The sequence below is a fragment of the Paenibacillus sp. IHBB 10380 genome (assembly GCF_000949425.1).
Classification (GTDB): Bacteria; Bacillota; Bacilli; order Paenibacillales; family Paenibacillaceae; genus Paenibacillus_AQ.
Genome location: NZ_CP010976.1, coordinates 1,314,227 through 1,328,849, shown reverse-complemented (window position 1 = coordinate 1,328,849; position 14,623 = coordinate 1,314,227). Strand labels below are relative to the sequence as shown.

At 41.5% G+C, this 14,623-nt stretch carries 12 protein-coding genes and 1 tRNA gene; 2 read left to right on the top strand and 11 right to left on the bottom strand.

What is annotated here, in order from left to right:
• Positions 1 to 4 precede the first annotated feature (4 nt).
• Positions 5 to 190 carry a hypothetical protein gene (locus tag UB51_RS06005; RefSeq protein ID WP_044876528.1) on the top strand — a complete coding sequence of 62 codons (186 nt, stop codon included), beginning with the start codon at positions 5 to 7 and terminating at the stop codon, positions 188 to 190.
• A gap of 130 nt (positions 191 to 320) precedes the next feature.
• Here UB51_RS06005 and UB51_RS06000 read toward each other — a convergent pair whose 3' ends face one another.
• The 7 genes from UB51_RS06000 to UB51_RS05970 all read right to left on the bottom strand — a co-directional run bounded on the left by UB51_RS06000 (position 321) and on the right by UB51_RS05970 (position 9,586).
• Positions 321 to 1,541 (bottom strand): MFS transporter, encoded by a 1,221-nt coding sequence (locus tag UB51_RS06000; RefSeq protein ID WP_044876527.1) that lies wholly within the window; start codon positions 1,539 to 1,541, stop codon positions 321 to 323.
• Between the two features lie 91 nt (positions 1,542 to 1,632).
• Positions 1,633 to 2,043, bottom strand: coding sequence for a MarR family winged helix-turn-helix transcriptional regulator (locus UB51_RS05995; RefSeq protein WP_044876526.1), 411 nt, complete (start codon positions 2,041 to 2,043; stop codon positions 1,633 to 1,635).
• Between the two features lie 201 nt (positions 2,044 to 2,244).
• The gene (gene gyrA, locus UB51_RS05990; RefSeq protein ID WP_044876525.1) at positions 2,245 to 4,677 is read right to left on the bottom strand and encodes a DNA gyrase subunit A; all 2,433 of its coding nucleotides are present in this window, start codon (positions 4,675 to 4,677) and stop codon (positions 2,245 to 2,247) included.
• An 11-nt stretch (positions 4,678 to 4,688) separates the two neighbouring features.
• Entirely contained in the window at positions 4,689 to 6,671 is a 1,983-nt protein-coding gene (parE, locus tag UB51_RS05985) for a DNA topoisomerase IV subunit B (RefSeq protein ID WP_044876524.1), read from the bottom strand.
• An 80-nt stretch (positions 6,672 to 6,751) separates the two neighbouring features.
• Positions 6,752 to 7,741, bottom strand: coding sequence for an ABC transporter permease (locus tag UB51_RS05980; RefSeq protein ID WP_044876523.1), 990 nt, complete (start codon positions 7,739 to 7,741; stop codon positions 6,752 to 6,754).
• Positions 7,734 to 8,702, bottom strand: a complete 969-nt coding sequence (locus UB51_RS05975; protein ID WP_044876522.1) for an ABC transporter ATP-binding protein — start codon at positions 8,700 to 8,702, stop codon at positions 7,734 to 7,736. The genes UB51_RS05980 and UB51_RS05975 overlap by 8 nt, the downstream gene beginning before the upstream one ends.
• A 29-nt stretch (positions 8,703 to 8,731) precedes the next feature.
• On the bottom strand, positions 8,732 to 9,586 hold the full coding sequence (locus UB51_RS05970) for a GDSL-type esterase/lipase family protein (RefSeq protein WP_144406963.1): 855 nt from the start codon (positions 9,584 to 9,586) through the stop codon (positions 8,732 to 8,734).
• Between the two features lie 178 nt (positions 9,587 to 9,764).
• On the opposite strand from UB51_RS05970, the gene UB51_RS05965 reads away from it, so the two are divergent.
• Positions 9,765 to 9,837: transfer RNA gene (locus UB51_RS05965), tRNA-Lys, on the top strand.
• 176 nt (positions 9,838 to 10,013) lie between these two features.
• Here UB51_RS05965 and UB51_RS05960 read toward each other — a convergent pair.
• The 4 genes from UB51_RS05960 to UB51_RS05945 form a co-directional block, all read right to left on the bottom strand.
• Positions 10,014 to 10,739: a CAP domain-containing protein gene (locus tag UB51_RS05960; protein WP_044876521.1), complete on the bottom strand. Its 726-nt coding sequence runs from the start codon at positions 10,737 to 10,739 to the stop codon at positions 10,014 to 10,016.
• A gap of 240 nt (positions 10,740 to 10,979) precedes the next feature.
• Complete coding sequence (locus tag UB51_RS05955) at positions 10,980 to 11,438, bottom strand: GNAT family N-acetyltransferase (protein ID WP_234405552.1); 459 nt, start codon at positions 11,436 to 11,438, stop codon at positions 10,980 to 10,982.
• The gene (purT, locus tag UB51_RS05950) at positions 11,431 to 12,618 is read right to left on the bottom strand and encodes a formate-dependent phosphoribosylglycinamide formyltransferase (protein WP_044879919.1); all 1,188 of its coding nucleotides are present in this window, start codon (positions 12,616 to 12,618) and stop codon (positions 11,431 to 11,433) included. The genes UB51_RS05955 and purT overlap by 8 nt, the downstream gene beginning before the upstream one ends.
• 180 nt (positions 12,619 to 12,798) lie before the next feature.
• On the bottom strand, positions 12,799 to 14,607 hold the full coding sequence (locus tag UB51_RS05945; RefSeq protein WP_044879918.1) for an ABC transporter ATP-binding protein: 1,809 nt from the start codon (positions 14,605 to 14,607) through the stop codon (positions 12,799 to 12,801).
• Positions 14,608 to 14,623 lie beyond the last annotated feature (16 nt).

Genomic DNA, 14,623 nt, shown 5'->3' with positions numbered 1-14,623 from the left:
TAATATGAGCGAATTAGAAAATGAAATCGTTCTAGAAGATGAAGTAGAAGCATCTGAGTTAAACGATCCGATTGCAGAAGCTACGGAAGAAACAGCAGCAGCTGAAGAAGAATACGAGGAAGATGAAGCGGATGAGGAAGCTCTCGATGATGAAGATGAGGAAGAAGACTCTGAAGAAGATTCACTCTAAACGATAAGGTATTATAACTCCCTTCTCCTTGAACGGACATACGACACAAAACCAACCTGTTCATTTATGAACAGGTTTTCATTTGCTCTCTATGTTTTTAGTATCAATTGATTTCCCGCTTCTCTAGCGACTAATCATCCACCAGTTCCATTCCCTTTGTCTCTTTACCTAGGAAGAACACAGCAGAAGCTCCGATAAGAATGATCACGAAGAACATCATAAAGATAACATTGATCCCCGTCCCTCTAGAAACTAATAATCCTACTAGCAGTGGTGCAATAACGCCACCCACACGCCCCATTGCCGTAGCAAGTCCTACTCCTGTCGTTCGAACCTTTGTAGGATATAACTCAGGACTATAGGCATACAGTCCACCCCAAGCTCCTAAGTTAAAAAAGGATAAGAAAATGCCCGACGTAATCAACATACCTACAGATGTTGAGTATCCAAACCATGCTGCACTTAGAGCCGTCATCACCAAATACGTCACGAGGACGAATTTCCGTCCAAATTTCTCAATGAAATATGCCGCTGTGAAATATCCCGGTAATTGAGCTAACGTCATAATCAACACATATTCAAAACTCTTGATCAAACTAAATCCTTTCATGGTCATAACCGTTGGTAACCATAAGAACATCCCATAATAAGAGAATACGACGGTGAACCATAAGATCCACAGCATGATCGTGGACCTGCGATACTCATGCGACCATACCTGTACTACTTTTTCCCGAAAAGTAGCTTTGTGTATACCCTTTTGTTTGATAAAACGTGGAGGATCTTCAATCGCACGTCTTAGATAAAGAGCGTATATCGCAGGAAGAGCCCCAATGACGAAAGCCGCTTGCCAACCATATTTGGGAATAATAAAATAGGCAATAAGTGCAGCACAGATCCAACCTACTGCCCAAAAACTCTCAAGAAGCACTACAGCTCGTCCACGATCTTTGGCAGGCATGGATTCAGATACAAGTGTCGAAGCTACGGGTAGCTCGCCTCCGAGTCCAATGCCTGATATAAAGCGAAGTAAACACAGCACACCAAAGCCTGTAGCTAAAGCAGATAACCCACTCGCAATTGAGAATATTAATAACGTCCACAATAAAATAGCTTTACGTCCATAACGATCCGCCATGACTCCCGCCAATGCAGCGCCAAGAACCATACCCAAGGAGCTTATGCTTGTAAGAAATCCAACCTGACCAGCCGTTAGGGTCCATTCCTCTCGAAGAGCCGCAACGATAAATGAAATGATACCTACATCCATCGCGTCGAATAGCCAGCTAAGGCCCACTCCGAACAGTAATTTACGTTGTTTGGGATGACGAAGCATTTCCATTTTGTTCATATGTATGACTTCCTTTTCTGTCCTCACTATGTTTCTATATTTCCCCTAAGTTTATAGACTCATTCGCTGTAGCTATTCAAGTTTATCGTATTTAAGGGGTGGCTGTTATTTTGCCAAGAAGATAGATCAGCAACTGTTGATTATGAGATGAAATTCGATTTAACACCGTTGAAAGAAAAGCGTCACGAATTTGACTACCTCGTTCTGCTTCCTGCTTGCCTTTGTCTGAGATATTTATCCAGACTATCCGACGATCGTGTCTGTCCCGCTCTCGCTCCAGCAATCCATTCTTCTCCATCCGATCTATAAGCATCGTTACTGCTGCTGGGCTAGTTGTTAAATAGGGGATCAGATCTGATGGCTTCATTGTCCCATGTTCCACAATAACTTCGAGTACAATAAGTTGAGATTCCGTTAGTACAGGTGCTAACTCGCTCTCCATATGCAATTTATAATCTTTGCTTAGTTTGGACCATAATTTCGCGAAATCAGAAGTTTGCAACTGTATTCCTACCTTTCTCCATCTTATTTGATTATTAACGGTAGTAGTTCATAACATTAAATTTTCGCGATTTTTGTTCCATTTCCTTCCTAGATCATAAAAATACTTATATTAAAGTATAATAATCCCAATTCACAAACAAGGCATCCTTACTGTTAACCAGCCGGATGCCCTTGTTATATCAATGAACTGCACTTAAGATCACATTATAAATAAATCTGAAACCGCATCATTCTTATCCAGTTGAATCAACTGTTTACCTACTGATTTGCGATCAGAGATCGGTGATTGTTCGGAAGAGAAAGTGTACATATTCCCTACTACACTAACTGCAACAATCTGCAGGGCATCCTTACAATAGAACGCACCGACCAATCGGCTACCATTAGGACGAACTCTTTTACCTTCTTTGAACTCGAACGTCACTACGCCTTTGCCACCACGACTTTGAGGAATATAATCGACTAGAAGTGAACGTTTGCCGTAACCAATATCACTTAGCGTTAGAATCTCACCCTCATCGTCTTTGACCCATAATGAGGACACAATTTCATCTCCATCACGTAATTGAATACCTCGTACACCTCCGGACACACGGCCCATTGGGTTCACTTCTTGTTCAGGGAAGCGAATACTCATACCCTCTTTACTGATCAGAAGGATGTCTTTACTACCATCGCTGAGTGTGACAGACAGAACTTCATCCCCTTCTGACACTTTGCACGCTGCAACAGCATTAGACCTACTTGTCATATACTCTTTCAGTTCGGTACGCTTAACTTGACCTTTTCTTGTCACAAACACCAGGCTCTTATCTGATTCTTCAAAATTGGATATAGGGATTACACCAATAATGACATCTTCTTTAGATAAATGAATGACGTTAACAATAGCTGTTCCAGCCTCTTTCCATTTGAATTCAGGAATTTGGTGAACAGGCAATAAGAAATATTGTCCCTTTTGCGTAAAGACGAGTAGTTTCTCAAGGGTATTAATCTCAAATACTCTCTTGATGTAATCGCCATCCTTAACGCCAGACGTTTCCCTCTCACCACCCGAACGTGTAAATGACTGCATGCTAGTACGCTTAATATAACCGTCTTTGGATAAAGTCACGAGAACATCTTCGCTGTTCACCATCACTTCAAGATTAACTTTGATCTCTTCCACTTCACCTTGAATAGCGGATCTACGATCTACACCGTATTTCTCTCTGATCTCCATCAACTCTTTGCGAATGAGGGCAATAAGCTTCTTGTCACTCTCAAGAATAGCACGCAGATTCGTAACTTTCTTATGAATCTCATCCATTTCTTTTTGCAATGTTGTAATTTCCAAGTTCGTAATACGATATAGCTGCAAAGTAAGAATGGAATCTGCTTGACGCTCTGTAAAGCCAAACATCCATTGTAAGTTGTTCTGAGCATCCTGACGGTTCTTAGAAGCCTTGATCGCTGCTATGACTTCATCCAGTATGTTAAGAGCCTTCACAAGCCCTTCTAAGACATGTAAGCGATCTTCCGCCTTATCTAGATCATACTGAGTTCTACGCGTCACTACCTCACGTTGATGGGCAATATAAGCATTTAATATCGGTTTAAGTCCAAGCTGTTGAGGCGCTTTGTTAACAATGGCGACCATATTAAAATTGTACGTAATTTGTAAGTCTGTTTTCTTGAGCAAATACGCTAAAATTCCCTGTGCATCGGCATCCTTCTTGAGCTCAATTACAATACGCAATCCTTCTCGTCCACTCTCATCACGAACTTCAGCGATACCCTCTACTTTTTTCTCTAAGCGGATATTCTCCATAGCTGTAACAAGTCGTGATTTAACAATTTGAAAAGGAATTTCTGTAATCACGATTTGCTGTTTACCACCACGCATAAATTCGATATCTGTCTTTGATCTTAAATAGATCCGACCTTTACCTGTGCGATAGGCATCCATAATGCCATCTCCACCCATAATGAGTCCACCAATGGGGAAGTCAGGACCTTTAATAAAAGTCATGAGCTCTTCAAGCTCAATCTCTGGCTTTTGCATAACCGCTATACAAGCATCAATAACTTCACGCAAGTTATGTGGTGGAATTTCCGTTGCAAAACCGGCAGAAATACCGCTTGCACCGTTTACGAGCAGATTCGGATAACGAGAAGGGAGAACGACAGGCTCTTGTGTTGTATTATCGAAATTATCCTTGTACAGCACTGTCCCTTTCTCAATATCTCTTAACAATTCTAAAGCGATCGGGGACAAGCGAGCCTCCGTGTAACGCATTGCTGCAGCTGGATCATCATCGATAGAGCCCCAGTTTCCGTGACCATCAATAAGAACATGTCCCATCTTCCATGGTTGTGCCATGCGCACCATACCGTCATAAATGGATGAATCTCCATGAGGATGATAATTCCCCATCACATCACCCACTGCCTTAGCTGACTTGCGATAAGGCTTATCTGGCATGTTGCCAGAGTCATACATCGAATACAGGATGCGCCGCTGAACAGGCTTCAGCCCATCTCTAACGTCTGGAATTGCGCGATCTTGAATAATATATTTAGAGTACCGACCAAAGCGATCTCCCACGACCTCTTCTAAATATGCCGGTAGATATTCTTCTGATAAGCTCACAAATTCACCTTCTATTCCTCAACATCTGTAAAGTCCACGTTATCTACAATCCACCGTTTGCGCGGATCAACTTTGTCACCCATCAATGTCGAGACGCGTCGTTCAGCTTTGGCTGCATCTACGATCTGCACTTTAAGCAGCGTTCTCGATTCGGGATTCATCGTCGTCTCCCATAATTGCTCAGGATTCATCTCACCGAGTCCTTTATAACGTTGTAATTCAAATTTACTTCCGAATTCTTTCAAATAATTCTGTAGCTCTTCATCACTCCAAGCATAACGCATCGTCTCAAGCTTACCCGATTTACGTGTTATCTTGTACAGTGGAGGCTGAGCAATGAACACCCGTCCAGCGTCGATAAGCGGCTTCATATAGCGATAAAAGAATGTCAGTAATAGCACTTGAATATGAGCCCCGTCTGTATCCGCATCCGTCATAATAATAACTTTAGAATAATTGCTATCTTCCACTTCGAAATCCGTTCCAATGCCTGCTCCAATAGCAGATACGATAGCGCGATATTCTTCATTCTTCAGAACTTCTGCAAGTTTAGCCTTTTCAGGATTGAGAGGTTTACCTTTTAGAGGTAAAATAGCTTGAATCTTTGAGTCACGCCCCTGTTTAGCCGATCCCCCTGCAGAATCTCCTTCCACAATGAAAAGCTCTGTGCGAGTGACGTCTTTAGACTGTGCTGGTGTAAGTTTACCATTCAGATTGGAACTTTCACTCCGCTTCTTCCCGGTTCGCATATCATCACGTGCTTTACGCGCAGCTTCTCGCGCTTTAGATGCTTGAACCGATTTCTTAATTAGAGTCTGTGCCACCTGTGGATTCTCTTCTAAGAAAATCTGCATATTCTCCGAAACGATAGCATCAACCGTACTACGTGCAGACGCGCTTCCTAGCTGATCTTTCGTCTGACCAACAAATTCTACATCGGACATTTTAACACTGATGACTGTCATCATGCCTTCACGCAAATCGCTACCTTCGAGATTCTTATCCTTCTCTTTGAGCAGGTTTGTTTTGCGCGCATAATCATTCATCACACGTGTATAAGCCGTCTTGAAGCCCGTTTCATGTGTTCCTCCACCCCGAGTTGGAATAGAGTTAACAAAGGATGCTAACGTCTCCGTATACCCAGCATTATACTGGAGGGCTACTTCAACCTCTACATCATCTTTTTCCGCATTAAAATGAATAACATCATGTAGTACATCTTTTCCTTCATTAAGGAATTCTACGAATTGACTTGCGCCGCCCTCATAAAGAAATTCATCTTGCTTGTCAGACCGATTATCTTTAAGTGTAATTCGAAGACCTGAGTTCAAAAATGCGAGTTCCTGCAACCGATCTGCAAGTGTCTCGTAATTGAACTGAATTCCAGCGTGAAACACGCGAATATCAGGCTTGAATGTAATCTTTGATCCTGTCTTGTTGGTATTCCCTAATTGCTCAAGTCCACCGACAGGTTCTCCAACATGTTCTATTCCTTTTTTGTCCACCCAATATTCAAAACGTTGGCGATGAATTTTACCTTCACGATAAATTTCAACCTCCAACCATTCAGATAATGCATTCGTAACGGAGGCTCCGACACCATGAAGACCGCCTGATTTCTTATAACCTGAACCACCAAATTTACCTCCTGCATGCAGGATCGTAAATACAACCTGTGGTGTAGGTATACCTGTTTTATGCATTCCTGTTGGAATTCCGCGACCATTATCTTGAACAGTCACCGATCCATCCTTGTGTAGCGTTATATCAATTCTCGTGCAGTATTTGGCAAGATGTTCGTCAACGGCATTATCCACAATTTCCCACAACAGATGATGAAGTCCCGATGCACTCGTACTGCCAATATACATTCCTGGCCGTTTGCGTACTGCAACCAGACCTTCGAGCACTTGAATGTCGTCTGCCTCATACCCAGTTTGGCTTGTATCACCACTCTTAGATGACCCTGCAGACAAATCGATCTCCTCGACCATTCATGCTCCTCCTTTGTAACACTTTATGTAGAATAAAAAACATCCAGATACAAACAGATGTTTTGTTATCCTTGTCCATTTTAATTCAAGATATCCCTTTTCGTAAAGACGGTGAAAGAAACAATGATGGAAGCAACTGCCCAAATGCCTAATACCATCAACGAAAAATTAAGATTCATCCCCTCAATTGGAGCAGGACTACCAGACAAATAATTCGTAAGCTGTAAGTTTACCATAAAAAAGTACTTAGCGCTGGTCCATGCTGATGCCATATTTGTGAGAATAGTACCCGCTATGAGCGCTGCCATCATGACGACAATACTTGCTGCTGTACTCTTAACCAATACGGATACCATGAAAGCAAGCATAGCTACAGTCACACTGACGAACCAGATCAATCCACATTGCATCACAATATACAGCCACTGGGGCACCGCATGTACAGCGGACATATCTACGTCAGAGCCCTGAATCTGGAAGCCTGTAAACACGGGGAGATTGAATCCTTTATATCCAAAAAATAATCCCGATACTAGATAACTAATCAAGAATGTGGACACCACAATTAACGATACGAACATAATGAGCGCTATTAGTTTACTCAAGAGTACTTTCCATCTTTTAACCGGTCTTGTCAACAGCATCTTAATCGTTCCAGATGTTCGCTCACCTGAGACAATATCCGATGCAACCGCCATAATTAATAAAGGAATAAATAAAGAAATCGAATTATTCATGAATTCTCTTGTGAAGGTTACCCCGTTGGGCTCTTTGGGATTCACATCATTGTCTAAATAGTATTGGAGCTGCTGTACGAAAATAAGTCTGTATTTCTTCCATTCTTCTGGTATACGATTGCTACCTAAGGAGTTCTCGTTGTCTGTAATTTGCTGCTGTACTTCTAATCTCCAGTCACCATTGAAATTTTTACGGCTATGCTCAGAAGAACGCATTTGTGCATATGTAAACATGGGAACGAGGATAAGCAAAATAAGTAAAATCACATAGAAACGCTTTTTCTTAATAATTTTGATACATTCGTTCTGGATTAAAGGTAGCACACTACTCAATGTTTTCACCTTCTGTCATTTTTAAGAATAGTTGTTCTAGTGTTGGATTAATCTTATTCACACCTTTCACCTGAACACCGGAAGATACTAGCTGCGTGATGATTTCAGGAATAACCTCTTCCCCATTCTGAGTAACAATCGCCCCGGGTGCCATGCCAGCAATAATGGAGTCGTCCAACAAGTACTCAACCCCTTCAACGACTTGAACTCCGTCATAGTGAGATAGAATATCTATTCCGAGGTCCGTAGGCTCTAAATCCCAGATCACATACTCAGCATTTTGGGATACCAATTCCTCCACATCACCTACAGCTAGTACACGTCCTTGACTTATAATAGCCACGCGATCACATAACAACTGAATTTCACTCAGTAAATGACTGGATACGAGAACAGCTAATCCTTCTTCAGCCAACTGCCTAATGAATAAACGCAATTCTTTGATCCCTTTTGGATCAAGTCCATTCGTTGGCTCATCTAGAATAAGTAGCCTAGGTCGTCCAAGAAGGGCTTGAGCAATACCTAGGCGTTGTCTCATACCAAGTGAATAAGTGCGAACTTTATCATGAATGCGTTGATCTAGTCTTACAATATCAACAACCTCTTGAATTCGATTAGCATCCACACCATGCTGCATCCGAGCAAAATGTTCTAAATTCTCCCATCCCGTTAAATAGGTATATACTTCTGGATTTTCAACAATCGAGCCTACATATTGCAACGCCTTTTCCTGATCTCGATTCACATCATAACCACATACTTTAATCATGCCACTAGTCGGTTTAATTAAATCTACCAGCATGCGAATCGTTGTCGTCTTGCCCGCTCCATTAGGCCCTAAGAATCCAAATATTTCTCCTTGTCTTACATCAAAGGTAATATCCTTAATAATCCACTTTCTGCCTATTCTTTTCTTTACATTCTCCACAGACAGAATGATTTTACCCGCTCTAGTTATCACTGTTCTGTTCGCTCCCTTCTCTTATGATTCTAACGAATGCCTTGAACAATTCGGTCTGCAATCTGCTGGTAACCTTCACCATTCGGATGAAAATGATCACTGGACAAATATTGATCTAGATGATGCGTAAATAGATCAGAAGTCGGTACGAGCGTCATCTTCTCATATTTATTGATTAATGTTTGTGCCGAATGGTTCCACGTTGCTACGGCATCATTCCCCACAATTTTCAACTCCTCAATATCACCAAATGGATTGTATAACCCAACATAGATAATATAAGCATCTGGATTAATCTGTCTTACCTTTTCTAGAATGCTCTTCAAATAACGTGAAGCTTCGGGTAATGCAGCTAGGAGTTGATCGGGCGTAATATCTGGTTGTACTTCATTAGTAGATGTTCCCTTTGATTCACCATTATTGTCACTTAGCAACTGAGACCCCTTGAATAAATCATTGCCCCCAATGGACACCAATATAATATCCGATTGCTTCAAAGCATACTGAGCACCCTTTTCCTCCAACTTAGGCAAGAGGCGTGCAGTCGTGAGACCGTTAATTCCCAGATTATTAAGCAAAGTGACTTTTTTACCTGTTGCGGTGGATAAGCCTTCTATGCTTCTTCGTACGAAGCCACTTCCTGTATTGTCTCCAGTTCCTTTTGCCAATGAATCACCGATCGCAGTCACCATAATTTCTTGCTTATCAGTTAAATCATCCTTCACTACTGCTTCCGGTTGAGACGGTTTTTCAAAGACAGTATCTGTACCTGCTTGTGGCATATTAACATCTCGAACAGCATAAACGAATCCAATAATCAGTAATATTGTTGCCACAACGGAGACTGTGCTCACAATGCGCCATATCCATTTCGATGAGTTCAATCCTATCCCCCCATGATCTTATGTATCAATTTAATATGTACTTTACCATAGAACTTCTATATCTAATTTGCAAATTAGAGTATCTTTTTTACATGCCAACACTATATTTTTGTCTATTTTGTGAACGAGCTGGTGTTTTAGAACTTAATGTAGTAATATATATTTTGTTGATTGTTACGGGTTATTAGCTCAGCTGGTAGAGCATCCGACTCTTAATCGGCAGGTCGCAGGTTCGACCCCTGCATAACCCATCAATAGATTTAATTAAGAAAGAACTCAAGGTTAGCTTTTCTAGCCTGGGTTCTTTTTTTGTTATCGCGAATAATAACAAACGGCTTCGTTATCCACGAATGGACAGCGAAGCCGTTATATTGTTTGTATGAAGATATACTATTATTTCATTAGTTCTAATTCATATTCTAGTAGATTAGTTCCCGATAAATTCTTGCACCCAATGCCCGTTATAATAACCTACTCCAATTTGAGTAAAGTTTTTACTTAGAATATTTTCGCGGTGACCTTGGCTGTTCATCCATGCTTTCATCACTTCAGCTGGAGTCTTTTGCCCTTTTGCAATATTCTCACCCGCATAACTATATGAGACACCGTACTGCTTCATCATATCAAACGGAGAACCATAAGTTGGTGAGGTGTGATCAAAGTAATTGTTATTACTCATATCTTTTGCCTTATCCACAGCTACTGTAGTCAATCCTGCATGAATCGTGAGTGGCTTTAATCCAGCCTTAGCTCTTTCTTCATTTACTAAATTAACGACTTGTTTGGTTACACTTGATTGATCCTTCACAGCTGTATTGTTATCCACTACTGGTTTTGTTGGCTTAGCAACTGGCTTTGTTGTTTCCGGCTTAGTTGTGACTGGTTTTGTTGTATTTGGCTTGGTTGTTTCTGGTTTTGTCGTAACTGGCTTAGTTACTACTGGCTTGGACACTATTGGAAGTGTGATTACTTGAGTATTCCATGTAAATTCGCTTCCGTTATTTTTGAGGAACTGTTCCAGATAAGCTTTACAGTTCTTAACATTAGTATCTTGCATCGTAGCAGCAGATGCTGATCCTGGAAGTATTAAACTTATAGATACGGCGGTTGCAAAGGCTCCACTCACCATCGTTTTTAACAAGGTATTTTTCATCATTACATCCCCTTTTCGTTGTTTGTACCCAATCCATCGATTCGGTTACATTTTTGTCATCTCTCGAAAAATATTGTAACATGTCTGACATTACTTTTGTTCCCTCAAATATTGGTAAGTGACTTGCACGTCTACAAGAGGGTCGATTTCAACATTAAATAGTTCTGAAACTGCTTTCCTGTATCGTTCGCATACTAAAAAAACCCACCCCGTTATCCGGGATGGGTTTAGCAACAGCCCTTACTTTAGTTTCTTACAGAAGCGATAGCCTGTCTTAGCAAAGCCTATATGTTCATAAAATGCATGTGCGGGCGCACGTTCAACGCGATTGCCACTCGTAAGAAATAGTTGTGTACTCTCTTGCCCCTTAGCCCAATCTTCTGCACTAAGGATCAATCTTTTGCCAATACCTTGTCCTTGATACTCCCCAGATACGATGACTGCGGTAATTTGAGTATAATTCTCGGTGCGCTCATAACTAACAACTTTACGCAAATGAATCATACCCACCACTTGCTCATCAACCTCAGCAATCAAAGTGCAGTAGAGCGGACTTGATTCCATTTCTTCCATCCGTTCTCTCATTACACTAAGTGTGGTCGGATAGTTTAACTGACGCATTAGCTGAGTGCTAATTTCTAAATCATCCCACTGAAAATTACGAATACACAGTACAGGAGTAGACAATTGACTATTCATGATCATATACCTCCACTTTTAAAAGGCTAGCAGCTTGTTTAGCTATCTTGCGAGCAGTCTCAACATCAGCAGCACTACTTAATGCAACAGCCATTCTACGACCTGGTTTTGTATCTGGTTTACCAAACACCCTTACCTGAGTACGAGGAAGTGTGAGGGCTTCAGCCACTCCACTTACCGCAAAATGAGAAGTTGAACCTTCGGCCTTCAATGTAGCTGATGCACCAGGTGTAAGCAATTGTACATGGTCAATCGGTAGTCCAAGTATAGCCCTAACATGAAGTGCAAATTCAGATAAATCTTGCGTAATCATGGTGACCATACCTGTATCATGAGGACGAGGTGACACCTCACTGAATAGAATCCCCTTAGGGGTCACGAACAGTTCGACACCAAATAATCCGTATCCCCCAAGTTCGTCTGTAATAGCTTTAGCAATCTCTTGTGACTCTTTCAACTGAGCTTCGCTCATCGCATGCGGTTGCCACGACTCCACGTAATCGCCATCTTGTTGTATATGGCCGATTGGTGGGCAGAAGAGCGTACCCGATACAGAACGTACCGTTAGCAGCGTAATTTCACTGTCAAAATGAACAAAGGATTCAATAATAACGCGAGTATTCTTAGCCCGTCCACCCTCAAGAGCTGATGTCCAGCAAGCTTCCGCATCCTCCTTCGTTCGGCAGACACTTTGTCCTTTACCCGAAGAACTCATAATTGGCTTCACAACGCAAGGTGTGCCCAACTCAGATACTGCCGCTTTCAGTTCATCTAAACTATCAGCGAAACGATAAGCTGCTGTTGGAATACCTAATGTCTCTGCCGCTAATCGGCGAATGCCCTCTCGATCCATCGTTAGAGAAGTGGCTCTAGCCGTAGGAACGACATGATATCCTTCCTTCTCTAACTCCAATAAGGCATGTGTCGCGATAGCTTCAATCTCGGGTACAATCACATCCGGCTGTTCTTGACGAATAATTAATTTCAAGGCTTCTGCATCTAACATATCGATCACGTGAGACCTATGAGCAACCTGCATAGCTGGCGCGTCTTTATAGCGATCCACGGCAATGGTCTCTACACCCAAACGTTGGGCTTCAAGCACCACTTCTTTTCCCAATTCTCCACTACCTAGCAGTAGCATTTTTTTGGAATAAGCAGAAAAAGGAGCACCCCACACCACTTTCATCCCCCCTAGAGATCTATCACTCTCTATTTTCAGGGTTTAGAAAGAAGATTGCAAGCGTGCTCCGCTAATTTTCTACATTTTCCTCTATTTTTTATTCTATTTTTATTCACAATAGTGAAAAACGCTGTTGAATTTTAATATAATTGGATTAATAATCTAATTTAAGCTTGTTTACACAAAACGGAACTGTGCTTCGATCAATCCATGATATATGCCTTGCTGTTTCACCAGCTCCGCATGATTGCCTTCTTCTTTAATTTCCCCATGATCAAGAACGACGATTTTGTCAGCATGACGAATCGTAGACAGACGATGGGCTACAATGAAGGAAGTTCGACCTTTTAGTAGAATCTTCAAAGCATCTTGGATCTTCAACTCTGTTTCTGTATCAATACTAGCCGTTGCCTCATCTAATATAAGTATTCGTGGATCAGCAAGTAGTGCTCGAGCGAAGGATAACAGTTGCCGTTGCCCCATAGAAAGCACATTTCCTCGTTCCTCTACTTCTGTCTCATATCCTTGAGGCAACTTCGAAATAAATTCATGGGCATTTACAGATTTACATACCGCTTCGATCTCTTCATCCTTAGCATCCAGTCGTCCAAAACGAATATTATCCCGAATGGTTCCAGAGAAGATGAATGTATCTTGAAGCACGGTTCCGATCTGACTACGAAGACTTTCAACTTGGACATCTCTTATATCATAGCCATCAATTAGAATTTGACCCTCCGTAATATCATAAAACCGGCTTAATAGATTAATAATGGTGCTTTTACCGGAACCCGTATGACCCACTAGCGCAATCGTCTGACCTGCCTTGACATCCAGATCGATTCCCTTCAAGGCTTGGCGTCCCTTCTCGTATTCAAAGACAATATGTTCGAAGCTAATGTCACCTATAATCTTGGGAATCGGCTTCGCATTCGGTTTGTCATCAATACTTGGCTGCTCATCCATATATTCAAAGATCCGTTCGGACGATGCCATCGCTACTAACAATTGATTGTACATTTGACCCAGACGGTTAATCGGGTCCCAGAAGTTACTTACATAACTTGAGAAAGCGACCAACAGACCTACAGTAAGTTGATCGTGTTGAATGAGATAAGCACCGAGTGAGAATAGAATTAATGTACCAAATCCACCCGTGATTTCAATAAGAGGTCCGAATCCTTGATTCATCGTCGTTGCTTTATCCCATGATTTCTTACTATCTTTATTCATCATATCGAAAAACTCCATGTTTTCCTTCTCTTGCGTATAAGCTTGAGTTACACGAATCCCTTGAATAGATTCATTAAGGTGAGAGTTAATTCTAGAGCCCTTCATCCGAACTTCCTGCCATGCGCGACGAATCTTCACCCGAAGCTTAGTAGAGATGAAGAACATGATCGGCACAGTGACAATCACTGCAAGCCCTAACTTCCAATTGATTAATAATAGAATGATCACGATACCCACTAGCTGAACACTGTCAATCATTAAGTTAACCACACCACTCGTGAATAATTCCTGTAGTGAATTGACATCATTGGTTACCCGGACGAGAACGGAGCCAGCCGGCCTTTTATCAAAAAAATTAAATGACAGCTTCTGAATATGCTTAAATAAATCGGTCCGAAGGTCATAGATCACTCTCTGACCGATAATATTCGTAAATTTAATCCGATACGTGCTCGCCAACCATTGAACAATATACAGAAATAATACACAACCCGCTAATATATATAGCAATTTAACACTCGGCTCTCCAAATTCAGGAGAAATAGCTTTATCAATCGCCATACTTGTTAGAAAGGGGACCGCCAACTTCGTAATTGTCCCCAGAATCATCATCAAACCAATTAAGGGAAGCAATTGCTTGCTATACGGTTTCATATAAGCAAACAATCTTCTGAATTGCCCCCAATCAAACGGTTTATCAATAATATCGTCATCTTTGTATACAAAACGTTCTCCGCCGTCACTAGCAGCCATTGTCTGCTTTTGGTCA

Coding starts and splice junctions, on each gene's coding strand:
- UB51_RS06005 (WP_044876528.1), top strand. CDS start 5: ATGAGCGAATTAGAAAATGAAATCGTTCTAGAAGATGAAGTAGAAGCA.
- UB51_RS06000 (WP_044876527.1), bottom strand. CDS start 1,541: ATGAACAAAATGGAAATGCTTCGTCATCCCAAACAACGTAAATTACTG.
- parE (WP_044876524.1), bottom strand. CDS start 6,671: ATGGTCGAGGAGATCGATTTGTCTGCAGGGTCATCTAAGAGTGGTGAT.
- UB51_RS05960 (WP_044876521.1), bottom strand. CDS start 10,739: ATGAAAAATACCTTGTTAAAAACGATGGTGAGTGGAGCCTTTGCAACC.
- UB51_RS05945 (WP_044879918.1), bottom strand. CDS start 14,607: ATGGCTGCTAGTGACGGCGGAGAACGTTTTGTATACAAAGATGACGAT.
- UB51_RS05955 (WP_234405552.1), bottom strand. CDS start 11,438: ATGAATAGTCAATTGTCTACTCCTGTACTGTGTATTCGTAATTTTCAG.